Here is a 15,508-nt window from a genome sequence, read left to right as displayed (position 1 = left end):
AAATCATCGTGCCGACCAGACTTCCCGGCTCACCCTGACGCGATCTTAACGCGAACGGGCGCCCCCGGCAGGGGACGCCCGTCACGTTTGCGCTGCTCAGTCCTCGGACTTGTCCGACTGCAGGCCCGCGGAGATCAGGTCCATCACCGACGAGTCGGCGAGCGTCGTCACGTCGCCGACGGCGCGGTTCTCCGCCACGTCGCGCAGCAGGCGGCGCATGATCTTGCCCGAGCGCGTCTTCGGCAGCTCCGGCACGACCATGATCTGCCGCGGCTTCGCGATCGGGCCGATCTCCTTGGCGACGTGGTCGCGCAGCGCCTTGATCGCCTCGGCGCCACCGGCGTCGTCGCCCGCGCCGCCGCGCAGGATCACGAACGCCACGATGCCCTGGCCGGTGGTCGCGTCGGACGCGCCGACGACGGCCGCCTCGGCGACGGTCGGGTGCGAGACCAGCGCGGACTCGACCTCGGTGGTCGAGATGCGGTGGCCGGACACGTTCATCACGTCGTCGACGCGGCCGAGCAGCCAGATGTCGCCGTCGTCGTCGTACTTCGCGCCGTCACCGGCGAAGTAGAAGCCCTGCTCGCCGAACCGCGACCAGTAGGTGTCGCGGTAGCGCTCCTCGTCGCCCCAGATGCCGCGCAGCATCGACGGCCACGGCTCGTCGAGCACCAGGTAGCCACCGCCGCCGTGCTCGACCTCGACGCCCTCGTCGTTGACGACCTTCGCGCCGATGCCGGGCAGCGGGCGCTGCGCCGAACCGGGCTTGGTCGACACGACACCGGGCAGCGGCGAGATCATGATCGCGCCGGTCTCGGTCTGCCACCAGGTGTCGACGATCGGGGCCTTGCCGCCGCCGACGTTCTCGCGGTACCAGATCCACGCCTCGGGGTTGATCGGCTCGCCGACCGAGCCCAGCACGCGCAGCGAGCTGAGGTCGTACTTGGCCGGGATGTCCGCGCCCCACTTCATGAAGGTGCGGATCAGCGTCGGTGCCGTGTAGTAGATCGAGACGCCGTACTTCTGCACGATCTCCCAGTGGCGGCCCTCGTGCGGGGTGTTCGGCGTGCCCTCGTAGACGACCTGCGTCACGCGGTTCGACAGCGGCCCGTAGACGATGTAGCTGTGGCCGGTGACCCAGCCGATGTCCGCGGTGCACCAGTAGACGTCGGTGTCCGGCTTGAGGTCGAACACGTTGTGGTGCGTGTACGACGTCTGCGTGAGGTAGCCGCCGGACGTGTGCAGGATGCCCTTCGGCTTACCCGTGGTGCCCGAGGTGTAGAGGATGAAGAGCGGGTGCTCGGAGTCGAACGCCTCGGGGGTGTGCTGGTCGGGCTGCGAGTCCACCAGCTCGTGCCACCACACGTCCTTGTCGGTCCACGCGACCTCGGTGTCGGTGCGCTTGACGACGAGCACCTTCTCCACCGACGGGGCGCCGGCGACGGCCTCGTCCACGGCGGGCTTGAGCGGTGCCGGGGTGCCGCGGCGGTACTGGCCGTCGGTCGTGATGACGAGCCGGCACGCGGAGTCCTGGATGCGGGTGCGCAGCGCCTCGGCGGAGAAGCCGCCGAACACGACGTTGTGCAACGCGCCGACGCGGGCGCACGCGAGCATCGCGAAGATCGCCTCGGGGATCATCGGCATGTAGATCGCGACGCGGTCCTCGGCGCCGATCCCCAGCGAGGCCAGCGCGTTCGCGGCCTTGGAGACCTCGCGCTGCAGCTCGGCGTAGGTGATGGCGCGGGAGTCGCCGGGCTCGCCCTCCCAGTGGATCGCGACCTGGTCGCCGTGGCCGGACTCGACGTGCCGGTCGACGCAGTTGTAGGCGACGTTGAGCTTGCCGCCGACGAACCACTTCGCGAAGGGGGCGTTCGACCAGTCGAGCACCTGGTCCCACTTGGTTTCCCAGTGCAGCCGTTCCGCCTGCTTCGCCCAGAACGCCTCGCGGTCGGCCTTCGCCTCCTCGTACAGCTCGGGACGGGCGTTCGCCTGTGCCGCGAACTCCGCGGAGGGCGGGAACGTCCTGCTCTCCGTGAGCAGGTTGTCCAGGGCTTGGCCCTGGCCTGGCGACTGCGTCATGGTGCGAGACCTCCTGGAAAGTCCAGACCGGTTGGGGATGCGGGTACTGACCGTAGTGCGAGCCAGTTCACTTCCAACAGGTTCCTCCCCCAAAAGGTTCAGACCAATCTGGGGAGGTGGGTTACACGGTTGTCACTGTGTAACCCGTTTTGTCCGCTCGGGGCACGTGTGGCGCGTTGAACGGGTGGAGTTGGGCGCTCAACGGTTCGACCAGTGAGCTGGATCACCCGTTTCACCTGGTCAGGTACTCTGCGCGACCGTGACCGATCCCCTCGCTCCGCTGCTTTCCCTGCCCGGCGTGGCCGACGCCGCGAACGCGGCCAAGGACGCCGTTTTCCAGGTGCACCGCCACCGGGTGAACCTGCGCGGCTGGGCCACGACGGCGGCGGAGGCGTCCGTCCGCGCCGCGCGCGCGTCCGCGGCGCTCGAGGGCGGGCCGACCGAGATCCCGGAGTCCGGCGAGGTCGCCGACCCGGTGCTGGCCGGGTCCCTGCGGATCGCGGAGGCGCTGGGCGGGCTCGTCGGCACGTGGCAGCGGGCGCCGTTGCAGGCCCTCGCCCGGTTGCACGTGCTCGCCGCCGCGGACCTGGCCTCCGACGTCGGCCGGCCCCGCGTGTCCGGGGACGTGTCGCAACGGCTCGACCTGCTCGCGGCGCTGGTGACCGGCGGGACGAGCGTGCCGGCGCCGGTGCTCGTCGCGGTGGTGCACGGCGAGCTGCTCGGGCTGGCGCCGTTCGAGGTCGCCAACGGCGTGGTGGCCCGTGCCGCCGCGCGGCTGACGTCGATCTCGACCGGTCTCGACCCCAAGGGCCTCGGCGTGCCCGAGGTGGCGTGCCTGCGCCGGTCGGCCGAGTACGAGGCGGCGTCCGTGGCGTTCGCGTCGGGCGAGCTCGACGGGCTGACCCAGTGGATCCTGTTCGTCTGCTCCGCGCTGGAGGCGGGCGCCCGCGAGGCGAAGAGCATCGCGGACGCCGCGCTCACCGGGTGACTTCCGCCAGCACCTCGGCGGCGCGCTTCACGTCGTCGGGGCCGATGTAGAGCGGGGCGATCCCGAACCGCAGGACGTCCGGCGGCCGGTGGTCGCCGATCACGCCGCGCGCGATCAGCTTGTCCATCACCTCGGCCGCGTTCTCGCAGCGCACCGAGATCTGGTGACCGCGCAGGACCGTGTTGGGGGTGATCACCTCCAACGAGGTCATCTGCTCGACGTACGAGCGGAACAAGCTGGTCAGGCTCAGCCCGTGCTGCCAGTGCGTGCGCATGTCGATCTCGTCCCAGACGTCCAGCGCGGCGTCGAGCGTCAGCATCGAGATGATGTCCGGTGTGCCGACTCGTGCGCGCGCGATGCCGGGATCGGGCACGTAGCTCGATTCCATCGCGAACGGCGCACGGTGCCCGTTCCAGCCGGACAGCGGGTTCTCGAAGGTGGCCTGGCGCTCGCGCGGCACGTAGATGAACGCGGGCGCGCCCGGTCCACCGTTGAGGAACTTGTAGGTGCACCCGACGGCGAAGTCCACGCCGATCTCGTCCAGTTCGGTCGGGTACACGCCGACGCTGTGGCAGAGGTCCCAGACCACCTGCGCGCCAACGGAATGGGCCTGTGCGGTCAGCTCCACCATGTCGAGGATGCCGCCGGTGCGGTAGTCGACGTGGTTGAGCAACACCACCGCGGTGTTCTCCGTGAGGTCCAAGGAGGACGGATGTGCCGGCCGGACCTCCAGGCCGGTCAGCTCGCCGACGGACCGCGCGATGTAGCCGTCGGTCGGGAACGACGTCGCGTCGAGCACGATCTCCGTCCGCGTGGTGCCCTTCACCGCGCCCATCAGCGCCTTGTAGAGGTTCACCGAGGTCGAGTCACCCACCACGACCTGACCCGGCGCGGCCCCGACCAGTCGGCCGATGCGGTCGCCGATCCGTTGCGGCGCCTCCCACCAGCCCTCGGACCACGACCTGATGAGCCGCTGACCCCACTGTTCCCGCACGACCTCCTGCACCCTGGCCGGGACGTGCTTCGGGAGTGCGCCGAGGGAGTTGCCGTCGAGGTAGATGACGCCCTCGGGGATGTCGAACAGCTCGCGCCTCACACGTAGCTCCTGGCGGTCCACAGTTCGGGGAACACCGCGCGCTGGGTGCGCTTCTCCAGCCACGCGACACCGGCGGAGCCACCCGTGCCGACCTTCGCGCCCATCGAGCGGCGGGTCGCGAGCAGGTGGTCGTAGCGCCAGCGCGCGAACTCCTCGGCGATGTCGGTCAGCGCCTCGCCCAGTTCCAGCAGATCCCGGTCGTCACCGCGGTAGATCGACGCCCACACCTGCTCGACCTCGGCCGACGGCTCGTAGGCCGTGGTCAGGTCGCGGTCCAGCACGCTCTGCGGGATGGCGAACCCGCGGCGCCGCAACGCCGCCAGCACGTCGTCGTAGAGCGAAGGCTCGCCGAGCGACTTCTCGAGCTGGTCGTGCATCGCCGGCACCGCGCGGTGCGGCACGAGCATCGAGCGCGACTTCTCGCCGAGCAGGAACTCCATCTCGCGGTACATGCCCGACTGGAAGCCGGAGCCCTCGCCGAGCGCGTCGCGGAACGAGTTGAACTCGGTCGGCGTCATGCGCGCGATCGGCCGCCAGGCCGCGGACAACGCCTGGAGGTGCAGGCCGGAGCGGCGCAGGGTGCTGACGGCCGCGCGCAGGTCGTCGGCGCGCAGCTCGGTCTGGGCCTGCCGCCACTCGAAGCAGAGCAGGCCGAAGTACAGCTCCATCACCTGCGTGATGACCAGGAACGACATCTCGCGCGGATCTTTGGACCACTGCTGTTGAAGGGTGTGCAGCACCGACGCGTGCACGTAGTCCTCGTACGGCGTGGTGCCGCCGAAATCCAGCTTGGGGGACACGGGGCAGCTCATGCCCCAATCCTCGCGGGAACCGCTCCTCACCTGAATGGATGATCAAAGGCGTTCGTCGAAAAATTCTTCCGAACGCAAAACGGACTGACGACTAGCTTTGCGTTCATGTTGGACGAGGTGGACAAGGCCCTGTTGGAGGCCCTCCAAGAAGATGCGCGCCTGTCGTACAACGAGCTCGCGCGGCGGGTCCACGTCTCCCCGCCGACCGTCGCGCAACGCGTTCGGCGGCTGGAGAACATGGGCGCGATCACCGGCTATCGGGCCGTGGTCGACCCCACCGTCGTCGGACGGCCGGTCGTCGCGCTCGTGCGCATGAAGTGCTACGGCCCGCGGTGCATCACGGTCCACCCCGAACTGCTCGACGACCTCCCCGAGGTGGTGGAGGTGGTGCGGCTGACCGGTGACATCTGCTCGGTCGTGAAGGTCGTCACCACGTCGATCGTGGAGTTGGAACGGCTGCTGGTCCGGCTGGCGGCGCACGGTGAGACGTCCAGCGCAATGGTGCTGTCGACGCCGATCCCGTGGCGTCCCGTGCTGCCGGGATAACTGGAATCCAAGATTCGCATCAAGTTAGTCTCGATCTTGTGAGGCTGACCAAGAGCACTGACATCGCGCTGCGGATCGTGATGCGGCTGGCTGTCGTCGACGGCGCGGCGAACCCGACCACGCGCGGAGTCGCCGAGGTCATGGGCGTGCAGTACACCCATGCCGCGAAGGTCGTGGCGCAGTTGCAGCACCTCGGTGTCGTCGAGGCGCGCCGCGGCCGCGGCGGCGGGCTCGCGCTCACCGCGGCGGGCAGGGCCGGCTCGATCGGCCACCTGGTGCGCGAGCTGGAGGGCGTCGGTGACGTCGTCGACTGCGAGGGCGAGCGAGCGTGCCCGCTGAGCTCGGCCTGCCGGCTGCGGTACGCGTTGCGCCAGGCCCAGGAAGCCTTCTACGCCTCGCTCGATCCGCTGCGCGTCGACGACCTCGTCGCCGCACCCACCGGTCCCGTTCTGATCGGCCTGGGCTGAGGTGAGGAGCTCGGCGATGCTGTCCCCGAGGTCCGCGGAGCTGGTCGAGGCCACGTTGCCCGCGGTCGGCGCCGCCATCTGCGACATCAGCCGGATGTTCTACGAGCGCCTGTTCGCCGAGCATCCGATCCTCTTGCGGGACATGTTCAACCGCGGCAACCAGGCCAACGGCACCCAGTCGCAGGCCTTGGCGGGCTCGATCGCCGCCTTCGCGTCCGGTCTGCTGGCCGGGCAGCGGCCGGAGACGATGCTGCGCCGCATCGCGCACAAGCACGTCTCGGTCGGCGTCACGCCGGGCCAGTACGCCGTCGTGCACAGGCACCTGCTCGGCGCCATCGCCGAGGTCCTGGACGTCCCGGCGGAGGTCGCGGCGGCCTGGAGCGAGGTCTACTGGCTGATGGCGGACTCGTTGATCGGCATCGAGCGGTTCCTGCCGCAGGGGCAGCAGGAGCACCGGGTGATCGCCCGGTTCCAGGAGACCGACGACGTGGTGACGTTCGTCGTCCGGCCGCTCGACGGCCCGGTGCCGCGCAGCAAGCCGGGCCAGTACGTGTCGGTGCAGGTCCAGCTCGCCGACGGCGCCCGGCAGATCCGCCAGTACAGCCTGTCCGGACGCACCGACGACGCGTTGCGGTTCTCGGTGAAGCGGGACGGCGAGGTGTCGGCGCACCTGCACGACCGCACCCCGGTGGGCAGCACGGTGCTGGTCAGCCAGCCGGCCGGGGACGTGACGCTCCAGCCCGGTGCCGGTCCGGTGCTGCTCCTGTCGGCCGGGATCGGCTGCACGCCGCTGATCGCGATGCTCGCCGAGCTGGCGGCCGCGGACTCCCCGCGGCGGGTGGTCGCGGTGCACGGCGACCGCGACCAGCTCTCGCACCCGTTCCGCGCCGAGCTCGCCCAGCTCGTCGCCAAGCTTGCGGACGCGCAGGCGCACGTCTTCTACGAACGGCCGATCGGGGACTGGCCGGCCGATCGCACCGGGCTGGTCCGGCTCGACGGCGTCCCGGTCCCGCCGGACGCCACCGCCTACCTGTGCGGACCCGTGCCGTTCCTGCGCGCGATGCGGGCCCAGCTCCTCGAAGCGGGTGTCACCGACATCCACTACGAGGTGTTCGGACCCGACCTGCGGCTAGCCGGCTAGCCGGTCCAGGGCGTCGCGGACGCGGCCCTTCGCGTCCTCCAGCGCCGCGGCCGCGCGGTCGGCCGGCACGCCGGAGAGCAAGTGCACCAGCGCCACCTTGAGGTCGCCGGCCGCTTCCGCCAGCGCCCGCTCGCAGTCGTCCGCCGGCAGGCCGGTGGCCTCGTGCAGGATGCGGATCGTGCGCCCGCGCAGCTTCGCGTTGGTGGCGCGCATGCTGACCATCAGGTTCGAGTAGGTGCGGCCGAGCTTGATCATCACCGCGGTGGAGAACGAGGTCAGCACCAGCTTCTGGGCCGATCCCGCCTTCATCCGCGTCGAGCCCGCGATGGCCTCCGGACCGGTGTCCAGCGCGACCAGGACGTCCGGCGTGAACGGCACCGACGCGTTGTTCGACACGAGCACGGTGTGAGCGCCGAGTGCCTGCGCCTCTTGCAGCGCACCGATCACGAACGGCGTGCGCCCGGACGCCGTCACGCCCACCACCAGGTCGTCGGAGGTGGCGTGGCGGCGGATCTGGGTGGCGCCCGAGTGGTCCTCGACCTCCTCGACGGCGCGGACGAGGGCTTCCGGGCCGCCGGCGTGGTGGGCGACGAACCAGTCGCCCGGCGCGTTGAACGTGGGCACCAGCTCGGCCGCGTCCAGCGTCGCCAGCCGCCCGGACGTGCCGGCGCCGACGTAGTGCACGCGGCCGCCGGAGGAGATCGCGGCGACGCCCAGGTCGACCGCGCGCGCCAGCTCCGGCAGCGCCTTGGCGACGGCGGACGGGACCGTGCGGTCCTCTTCGTTGATCATCCGCAGCACGTCGATCGTGGGAACCCGGTCGATGTCCGTCGTGCGGGGGTTCCGCTGCTCGGTCGGAGATTCCACGCGCACCACCACACCGTTCCGGGGGGAGGTCATTTAGTCGTCTCCCGCGACCGCCGGCGGCCGTCCGGTCTCGCGCCCAGCCGGTGGCCGGACACCGCTTCGTAGGTCGCCTCCAGCGCCGTCTTCGCCGTCTCCACGTGGTGCTGGGCGACGCCGATGAACAGGCAGTCGATCACCGTGAGCTGGGCGATGCGGCTCGCCATCGCGCCGGAGCGGAAGGTGGTCTCGCGGGCGGCCGTGGTCAGCACGTGGTCGGCGACCTCGGTGATCGGCGAGCGCGGGAAGTTCGTCAGCGCGACGGTGGTGGCGCCGGTCTCGCGGGCCACGCGCAGGGACTCGACGGTCTCCGAGGTCGAGCCGGTGTGCGAGATGCCGACGGCGACGTCCTCGCCGGTCAGCACGGCGGCCGAGGTCAGCGCGATGTGCGTGTCGTTCCACGCGAAGCAGGTCAGGCCGATGCGGTGCAGCTTCTGCTGCAGGTCGAACGCCACGAAGGCGCTCGCGCCGAAGCCGTAGACGTCCACGCGGCGCGCGCCCGCGACGGCCTCGACGACCTTGCCGAGCGCCTCGACGTCGAGCTGCTCGGCGGTCTCCTCGACGGCGCGGGCGTCCGCGAACGCGACCTTGCCGACGACCTGCCCCAGGTCGTCGCCGGGCCCGATGTCGCCGCCCATGTCGTGGTTGGCACGGGCGGCGCTGCGGGCGGTGTCGGCGGCGAGTGCGATGCGCAGCTCCGGGTAGCCGCCGACGCCGATGGCCTTGCAGAACCGCGTCACCGTCGTCTCACTGGTGCCGGCCTGCTCGGCGACCTCGGTGATGCTGCGGTGTGCGACCGTCCCCGGGTTCTCCAGCACCACCTTGGCGACGCGCTGCTCGGCGCGCGCGAGACCCGGCAGCAACGACCGGATCTTCACCAGCGGACTGGACTCGGCACTGCTCTCAGTGGACACGTGGGAAACTTACTAACCGCCACTTCGACGGTCAACGGAGTGTGTCCGAAAGTCACCCTCCCGGCACGGCCGCCGCCAGCTCACCGGACGTCGGGCGCCTTGCGGGTGGACACCGCGATCCGGTTCCACGCGTTGATGGTGAAGATCAGCGCGATGAGCTGCGCCAGCTCCTCCTCGCCGAAGTGCTCCGCAGCCTGCTCGTAGACCTCGTCGCTGACGTACTCGTGGCTGCTCAGGACCGTGATGGCCTCGGTGAGGCGCAGCGCGGCCCGCTCCTTGGCGGTGTAGAGGTCGCCGGCTTCCTCCCACGCGCTGAGCAGGTAGATGCGGGCCTCGGTCTCACCGGCCTTCCTGGCGTCGACGGTGTGCATGTTGAGGCAGTAGGCGCAGTGGTTGAGCTGGGAGGCGCGGATGCGGACGAGCTCGGCGAGCTGCTCGTCGAGACCTTCGCGGGCGGCGGCGTCGAGGGCGATCATGGCCCGGTAGACCTTCGGGGCCTTCTTGGCGATGTCGATGCGGTTCGTCATGTTCTCGAAGTTAGAGCCTCGATTGGCCCGGCGCGTGGTGCAATCTGATCGTGGAATCCTGGGCCAATCTCGACTTCCACCTGGACCTGTCCGGTCCGGGCGGACTGCGGCACCGGTTGACGGCGTCACTGCGGGACGCGGTCAGGTCGGCGCGGCTGCCCCCGGGAACCCGGCTGCCGGCCTCCCGCTCGCTCGCCCGCGACCTCGGTATCGCGCGGAACACCGTGGCCGAGGCGTACGCGGAACTGGTGGCGGAGGGCTGGCTGACCGCCCGTCAGGGATCGGGAACCGTGGTCGCGCAACGGGTGGCGCCACCCCCGCCGGTCACCCGCAGGGCGGCCGGCCCGGACGTGCGGTTCGACCTCACCGTGTCCACCCCGGACGTCACCGAGTTCCCGCGCGCGGAGTGGATCCGCTCGACGCGGCGGGCGTTGACGGCGGCTCCGGCGGAGGCCTTCGGGCCGGGGGACCCGCGGGGGCGGATCGAGCTGCGGACGGCGCTGGCCGAGTACCTGCCGCGGGCCCGCGGCGTGCGGGCCGATCCCGAGCGGATCGTGCTGTGCTCGGGGTTCGCGGGCGCCGTGCGGATGTTCGACCGGTTGCTGGCGCCGCCGGTCGTCGTCGAGGAGTACGGACTGGGCTTCCACCGGTCGTTGTGGAGTTCGACGGTGCCTCTGGCGGTGGACGACCACGGCGCGAACACCGAGCAGTTGCCCGACGATCTGCGTGCTTGTGTGCTGACGCCGGCGCACCAGTTCCCGTTGGGCGGCCCTCTGCACCCGCGGCGGCGCGCATCGGCGGTGGAGTGGGCACGGCGCGTCGATGGCCTTGTGCTGGAAGACGACTACGACGGCGAGTTCCGCTACGACCGGCAGCCCGTCGGGGCGGTGCAGGGCCTGGACCCGGAGCACGTCGTCTACCTGGGCACGTCGAGCAAGGCGTTGTCACCGGCGTTGCGGATCGCGTGGATGGTGCTGCCGGACCGGTTCGTCGACCCGGTGCTCGCGTTGAAGACCGACCGCGAGCAGCACATCAGCATGCTCGACCAGTTGACGTTGGCGGACTTCCTGTCGTCGGGTGCGTACGACAGCCACGTGCGGCGGATGCGGTTGAAGTACCAACGGCGACGCGATCGGCTCGTGGAGGCTGTCTCCCCGTACGTGGAGATCTCCGGGATCTCGGCGGGAATGCACGCCGTGCTCGACACTCCACATGAGACGGCCATCGTGCAGACCGCGCGGGAACGTGGGATCGCGGTCAGCCCTCTCTCGTGGTTCCGGCACGAGCTGAGCGACGACGACCGCACCGGAGTCGTGATCAGCTTTGGAGCGCCCGCGTTTCCACGGGCGCTCCAGGATTTCGCCGAGGTGCTAGCGGCGTGCCAGTGACCAGCCATCGGCCGTGACATCGCCACGGGCGTGGACGTAGACGCCACGACCGTTGTACTGGCCCGCCTTGGTGTAGACGAACCTGGTCTTGACGGGTTCCGTGGACACCCAGCGGCGGTTCGTCGTCGTGATCGTGCGGACGTCCTGCCACCCGGTGCCGTTCCAGTGCTGGACCGTGAGCCGGTCGCCCTTGTCGACGTCGACGAAGACCTCGGCCGGGCGCTCCGCGGTGAGCGTGCCGCCGGAGGCCGTCGCACGCCACTGCTTGCCGCCGGCCTTGACCGCGAGCGCGCCGGCCAGGCCGTCGGCGGCGACCCGGCGCGCGGGGTTCACGCTGCCCCAGTCGCGGCTGGGGTGCACGCGGTTGGTCAGCAGGATCGCGATCGACCGCGAGGCCTTGTCGACCACGAACGACGTGCCGGTGTAGCCGGTGTGCCCCGCGGTGCCCGGACTGCTCAGCGCGCCCATGTACCAGCGCTGGTCCAGCTCGAACCCGAGCCCGTGGGCGTTGTCCGGGAACTGCGGCGTGAAGTTCGTGAGCATCAGCTCGACGGAGCGCTCGGAGAGGATCCGCCGGCCCTGGTACGTGCCGCCGTTGAGGATCGTCTGACCGAGGATGGCGAGGTCTTTGGCCGTGCCGAAGACACCCGCGTGACCGGCGACTCCTCCGAGGGACCACGCGTTCTCGTCGTGCACCTCGCCGCGGACGATCCCGCGCGGGGGTGTGGACTGGAACTCCGTCGCGGCCGTGCGGTCGTCGGCCGTCGGGTTGTAGCCGGTGTCCTTCATGCCGAGCGGCGTGGTGATGCCGTCCCGGACCGCCTGGTCGAGCCGCTTCCCGCTCACCCGGTGGACCAGTTCCCCGAGCGTGATCAGGTTCAGGTCGGAGTAGACGTACGTGGTGCCGGGCGTGGACTTGGGCTGCACGTCCATCACGGCTTTGACGCGTGACGGGATGTCCGGGTACCTCTGCCACAACGGGATGAACGGCTCCAAGCCGCTCGTGTGGGTGAGGAGCTGCTTGACGGTGATGTTCTCCTTGCCGTTCACGCCGAACTCGGGCAGGTAGGCGGCCACCTTCTCGTCGATGTCCACCCGGCCCTTCTCGACCTGCTGGATCACCGCGATCGACGTGAAGAGCTTGGAGATCGAGGCGAAGTCGAAGATCGTGTCCTTGCGCATGGGGACGCGTTCTTCTTCCGGCAGCAGGGTTTGCCTGTCCCCGTAGAGGACGGCGTAGCCCGTGCGGTCGTGCGCGACGATCTTGCCGTCGTGCACGTACATCGTGACGGCGCCGGCGTAGAGCGGTTTGCCGTTGGCCTGGGGCTTGGTGAAGTCGCGGAGCTGGCGCAGCGCCGCGTTGACCGGCGTGGGGTCGAGACCGGCCCAGTAGGGGTTGGACTCGCGCAGGGTCGTCCAGGGGTGCGCGAAACCCTCCTGGGGCCGGTCGAAGTGGCCGGGAACGGCGGCCGTCACGACCGCGAGGGCGAGTGCAGGGATGAGCATGGCGTCCTCACCTGTAGCGCAGGTAGGGCAGGCGGGTGCGGCGGAACTGCTGCAGCTCCTCCTGCCACGCGCCGGTGATCTCGTCCAGGCGTGCCCGGGAGTCGACCATCCTGCGCAGCCGGTCGGAGCCGCTGAGCTTGTCGATCCAGTTGTCCGGCCGCCACGCGAACACGCCGGGGTACAGCGACTTCGCGGTGACGAGCATGGCGACGGCCGCCTCGATCGCGTCGAAGGACCGCGCGTCGGTGACGTGCAGGGTGACGCCGCCGCAGGTCTGGCCCTGGAACTTGTGGAACGTCGGCGAGAAGTACGTCTCGCGGAACCGGACGCCGTGCAGGCCCAGCTCGTTGAGGGCCTCGGCCCAGCGCCAGTCGATGCCGGGCGCGCCGACGGTCTCGAACGGGCGGGTGGTGCCGCGGCCCTCGGAGAGCACCGTGCCCTCGAACAGGCACGTGCCGGGATACGCCAGCGCGGTGTCCCTGGTCGGCACGTTCGGGCTCGGCGGCACCCACGGCAGGCCGGTGTCGAGCTGGTTGCGGCGCCAGCCCCTGACGTTGACCACCTCGAGGCCGGTCTTGACGCCGAACTCGCCGACGTAGAAGCGGGCCAGCTCACCGACCGTCATGCCGTGCTGCTGGACGATCGGTTTCAGGCCCACCCCCGTGGCGTGGGCCGGGTCGAGCTGCGGGCCCTTGGCCGTGCCGCCGATCGGGTTCGGGCGGTCGAGGACGATGAAGTCCAGGTCCGCCGCGGCCTGCATCGCCGTGTACATCGACCAGATGTAGGTGTAGAAGCGCGCGCCGACGTCCGCGATGTCGAAGACCACGGTGTCGATGCCCGCCTTGGCGAACATCGCCTTGAGCTTCGCGGCGTTGGCGCCGTACGCGTCGTACACCGGGACGCCCGTGCGCGGGTCCTGGTAGTCGCCCTCGGAGCCGCCTGCCTGCGCCGTGCCGCGGAAGCCGTGCTCGGGGCCGAACACCGCGGCGGGCCGGGCGCCGTGGGCGACCATCGAGTCGACGATGTGGGTCTGGTCCCTGAGGACGCCCGTCGGGTTCGTGAGCACGCCGACCTTGCGGCCCTTCAGCTTGCGCCAGCCGTCGCTCGCGAGCTGCTCGGCGGCGGTGGTGAGCCGCGGGGCCGCGTTCGCGGTGCCGGAGCCGGCGAGCGGGACGGCCAGCGCGCCCGCGGTGAGGAAGCTCCGCCTCCTCACCAGGTCACCCCGTGTCCCAGCGGGTAGGGCGTCGGGCCCGGCACCTCGACCGGCAGCTTGCCCTGCGGCGTGGCCTCGCCGAGCAGGATCCGCGCGAGCGCCTCGATGGAGACCGTGGTGGTCGAGTAGGTGGCGAGCCACGTCTTCGCGTTGCCGTGGGCCACGTCGTACGGGTTGCCCGTGGCGACCGCGATGACCGGCTTGCCGGTGGCGACCAGCTTGTCGAGCAGGTCGAGCTGGGCGGGCCTGGTGCTCAGGTTGTTGGTCAGCACCACGATCTTGTCGGCCTTGGCCGCGGCCGCCAGCGCCTGTTGCGCCTGCGCCGGGGTGGGGCTCGTCGCCGTGACGACCTTGGTGCCCTTGAGCCTCGCGGCGAGGGCGGTCGCCGGGGCGTCGCCGGTGCCGACGACCAGGGGAGCGCTCGCGTTCAGCGGAATCGCCTGGGCGTCGTTGCGCACGACGGTGACGGTGCGGTCGGCGATGCGCTGGGCGGCCTCGGTGTTGGAGCCGACGACCTGCTCGGCCTTCGCCTCGTCGACCTCGGTGCCGAGCATGACGCCGCGCATGAGCTTCATCTTGAGGATGCGCTGCACGCTCTCGTCGATGCGCCGCTCGGAGATCTCACCGCTGCGCACGGCCTTGAGGACGCTGTCGATCGCGAGACCGAGGTTCGGCGGCATCAGGAGCTGGTCGACGCCCGCCTTGACGGCCAGCACCGGGATCTCGGCGTCGGAGTGCAGCTTGCGCACCCCCTTCATCTCCAGCGAGTCGGTGACCACCACGCCGTCGTACTTCAGCTCATCGCGCAGCAGGCCGGTGATGATCTTCGGGCTCAGCGTCGCCGGGTTGCCGGACGGGTCGATCTGCGGCACCTGGATGTGCGCGGTCATGATCGAGTCGATCTTGGCGGCGATGGCGGCCCGGAACGGCGGCGCGTCGATCTGGCGCCACTGGTCGAGGCTGCGGTTCGAGACCGGCAGGCTGGTGTGGCTGTCCTCGGACGTGTCGCCGTGGCCCGGGAAGTGCTTGGCGGTCGAGGTGACCGACTCGCGGTCGAACCACCGCCGGCCCTCGTACCCCCTGACCTGGGCCTTGACCAGGTCGGCCGCGAGCTGCGGGTCGCTCGAGAAGCTGCGCACGCCGATGATCGGGTTCGCCGGGTTGGAGTTGACGTCGGCGTCCGGCGCGAAGTTCTGGTTGATGCCCATCGCCCGGAGCTCCTGCGCGGTGATGCGCGCGGCCTCCTCGGCGTCCTCGGCCGACCTGCTCGCGCCGAGGGCCATGCTGCCCGGTAGCTGCGTGGCCGGCGGCCCGAAGCGCGTCACGAGGCCCGTCTCCTGGTCGGTGGAGATGAGCAGCGGGATCTTGCTGGCCTTCTGCAGGCCGTTGGAGAACCGCGCGACCTGCCTGGGCGTGTCGATGTTGTCGCGGCTCGAGTTGTTGAAGTAGATGACGCCGCCGGGCTGGTACTTGCGCACCATCTCCACGGCGGTGGCCACTCCGAAGTCGGTCTGGTTCTCGGGGTGCGGGACGTCGGCGGCCTGGCCGTTGACGTAGGTGACGAAGAGCTGGCCGACCTTCTGTTCCAGCGACATCCCGCGCAGGGTGGCCACCGAGGCGTCCGCTCTCGCCACCGGCGTGAGGGCGATCGTGGCGGTCGTGACCAGTGTCAACGCGGCGATTTTCCGCACTTGGCAGTGCCTCCCGGTGATGTTCCCACAGGTAACTGGCGCATTTCGCAAGTTACTCACGGCTGCGTGGTGGGTCAACGGGTGGACATTCTGCCGTTCGGCGGCACTTTCCCGCCGCGCAAGCAAACGGGGCACCCTCGAAAGGGTGCCCCGTCGACAGCGCGGGCTTGCGAGTTACCAAGCGTGCAACTCGTGTCGTACAACCCTGGCCTCGGCGTCCGGCGTCCCGGTACGCAG

The 15,508-nt window shown here is 70.4% G+C and carries 14 protein-coding genes; 5 read left to right on the top strand and 9 right to left on the bottom strand.

Going from position 1 to position 15,508, the window contains the following annotated elements:
• Window positions 1-96: 96 nt before the first annotated feature.
• A complete protein-coding gene (gene acs, locus BMW88_RS09040; RefSeq protein WP_089950104.1) occupies window positions 97-2,079 on the bottom strand; it encodes an acetate--CoA ligase in 1,983 nt (660 codons plus the stop codon).
• 259 nt (window positions 2,080-2,338) lie between these two features.
• On the opposite strand from acs, the gene BMW88_RS09035 reads away from it, so the two are divergent.
• Entirely contained in the window at window positions 2,339-3,067 is a 729-nt protein-coding gene (locus BMW88_RS09035) for a Fic family protein (protein WP_089950103.1), read from the top strand.
• On the opposite strand, the gene BMW88_RS09030 is transcribed toward BMW88_RS09035, so the two are convergent.
• Together BMW88_RS09030 and BMW88_RS09025 are read right to left on the bottom strand one after the other, a co-directional pair.
• Window positions 3,057-4,163, bottom strand: coding sequence for a kynureninase (locus BMW88_RS09030; RefSeq protein ID WP_245777646.1), 1,107 nt, complete (start codon window positions 4,161-4,163; stop codon window positions 3,057-3,059). The two genes, BMW88_RS09035 and BMW88_RS09030, sit on opposite strands and share 11 nt — an antisense overlap.
• Complete coding sequence (locus BMW88_RS09025) at window positions 4,160-4,975, bottom strand: tryptophan 2,3-dioxygenase (RefSeq protein WP_089950101.1); 816 nt, start codon at window positions 4,973-4,975, stop codon at window positions 4,160-4,162. The genes BMW88_RS09030 and BMW88_RS09025 overlap by 4 nt, the downstream gene beginning before the upstream one ends.
• Before the next feature lie 105 nt (window positions 4,976-5,080).
• Between BMW88_RS09025 and BMW88_RS09020 the strand changes: the two genes are divergently transcribed.
• From BMW88_RS09020 to BMW88_RS09010, 3 genes are read left to right on the top strand one after another with little or no spacing between them, the layout of a single operon-like run.
• Window positions 5,081-5,521 (top strand): Lrp/AsnC family transcriptional regulator, encoded by a 441-nt coding sequence (locus tag BMW88_RS09020; protein WP_211257779.1) that lies wholly within the window; start codon window positions 5,081-5,083, stop codon window positions 5,519-5,521.
• 38 nt (window positions 5,522-5,559) lie between these two features.
• The gene (locus BMW88_RS09015; protein ID WP_089950100.1) at window positions 5,560-5,988 is read left to right on the top strand and encodes an RrF2 family transcriptional regulator; all 429 of its coding nucleotides are present in this window, start codon (window positions 5,560-5,562) and stop codon (window positions 5,986-5,988) included.
• Window positions 5,989-6,004: 16 nt separating this feature from the next.
• On the top strand, window positions 6,005-7,129 hold the full coding sequence (locus BMW88_RS09010; RefSeq protein ID WP_089950099.1) for a globin domain-containing protein: 1,125 nt from the start codon (window positions 6,005-6,007) through the stop codon (window positions 7,127-7,129).
• On the opposite strand, the gene BMW88_RS09005 is transcribed toward BMW88_RS09010, so the two are convergent.
• From BMW88_RS09005 to BMW88_RS08995, 3 genes are all read right to left on the bottom strand, one after another.
• Entirely contained in the window at window positions 7,118-8,029 is a 912-nt protein-coding gene (locus BMW88_RS09005; RefSeq protein WP_089950098.1) for an N-acetylmuramic acid 6-phosphate etherase, read from the bottom strand. The two genes, BMW88_RS09010 and BMW88_RS09005, sit on opposite strands and share 12 nt — an antisense overlap.
• Window positions 8,026-8,946 (bottom strand): MurR/RpiR family transcriptional regulator, encoded by a 921-nt coding sequence (locus BMW88_RS09000; RefSeq protein ID WP_177221004.1) that lies wholly within the window; start codon window positions 8,944-8,946, stop codon window positions 8,026-8,028. Before BMW88_RS09000 ends, BMW88_RS09005 begins: the two co-directional genes overlap by 4 nt.
• Window positions 8,947-9,026: 80 nt before the next feature.
• Window positions 9,027-9,473 (bottom strand): carboxymuconolactone decarboxylase family protein, encoded by a 447-nt coding sequence (locus BMW88_RS08995; protein ID WP_089950096.1) that lies wholly within the window; start codon window positions 9,471-9,473, stop codon window positions 9,027-9,029.
• Between the two features lie 50 nt (window positions 9,474-9,523).
• Between BMW88_RS08995 and pdxR the strand changes: the two genes are divergently transcribed.
• Window positions 9,524-10,861, top strand: coding sequence for a MocR-like pyridoxine biosynthesis transcription factor PdxR (pdxR, locus tag BMW88_RS08990; RefSeq protein ID WP_245777645.1), 1,338 nt, complete (start codon window positions 9,524-9,526; stop codon window positions 10,859-10,861).
• On the opposite strand, the gene BMW88_RS08985 is transcribed toward pdxR, so the two are convergent.
• The 3 genes from BMW88_RS08985 to BMW88_RS08975 are packed head-to-tail and all read right to left on the bottom strand — an operon-like array spanning window position 10,844 to window position 15,262.
• Window positions 10,844-12,367 (bottom strand): serine hydrolase domain-containing protein, encoded by a 1,524-nt coding sequence (locus tag BMW88_RS08985; protein WP_089950094.1) that lies wholly within the window; start codon window positions 12,365-12,367, stop codon window positions 10,844-10,846. The genes pdxR and BMW88_RS08985 overlap by 18 nt on opposite strands.
• 7 nt (window positions 12,368-12,374) lie before the next feature.
• Window positions 12,375-13,583: an exo-beta-N-acetylmuramidase NamZ family protein gene (locus tag BMW88_RS08980; RefSeq protein WP_089950294.1), complete on the bottom strand. Its 1,209-nt coding sequence runs from the start codon at window positions 13,581-13,583 to the stop codon at window positions 12,375-12,377.
• Window positions 13,577-15,262 (bottom strand): glycoside hydrolase family 3 protein, encoded by a 1,686-nt coding sequence (locus BMW88_RS08975; protein WP_425434636.1) that lies wholly within the window; start codon window positions 15,260-15,262, stop codon window positions 13,577-13,579. The genes BMW88_RS08980 and BMW88_RS08975 overlap by 7 nt, the downstream gene beginning before the upstream one ends.
• Between the last annotated feature and the right edge of the window lie 246 nt (window positions 15,263-15,508).

This window comes from Lentzea xinjiangensis (assembly GCF_900110955.1).
GTDB lineage: Bacteria > Actinomycetota > Actinomycetes > Mycobacteriales > Pseudonocardiaceae > Lentzea > Lentzea xinjiangensis.
This window is presented reverse-complemented; position numbering and strand designations above follow the sequence as displayed.

Excerpts from the sequence above, each read along its gene's own strand:
- acs (WP_089950104.1), bottom strand. The coding sequence starts at position 2,079 with ATGACGCAGTCGCCAGGCCAGGGCCAAGCCCTGGACAACCTGCTCACG.
- BMW88_RS09025 (WP_089950101.1), bottom strand. The coding sequence starts at position 4,975 with ATGAGCTGCCCCGTGTCCCCCAAGCTGGATTTCGGCGGCACCACGCCG.
- BMW88_RS09020 (WP_211257779.1), top strand. The coding sequence starts at position 5,081 with ATGTTGGACGAGGTGGACAAGGCCCTGTTGGAGGCCCTCCAAGAAGAT.
- BMW88_RS09010 (WP_089950099.1), top strand. The coding sequence starts at position 6,005 with ATGCTGTCCCCGAGGTCCGCGGAGCTGGTCGAGGCCACGTTGCCCGCG.
- BMW88_RS09005 (WP_089950098.1), bottom strand. The coding sequence starts at position 8,029 with ATGACCTCCCCCCGGAACGGTGTGGTGGTGCGCGTGGAATCTCCGACC.
- BMW88_RS08995 (WP_089950096.1), bottom strand. The coding sequence starts at position 9,473 with ATGACGAACCGCATCGACATCGCCAAGAAGGCCCCGAAGGTCTACCGG.
- BMW88_RS08985 (WP_089950094.1), bottom strand. The coding sequence starts at position 12,367 with ATGCTCATCCCTGCACTCGCCCTCGCGGTCGTGACGGCCGCCGTTCCC.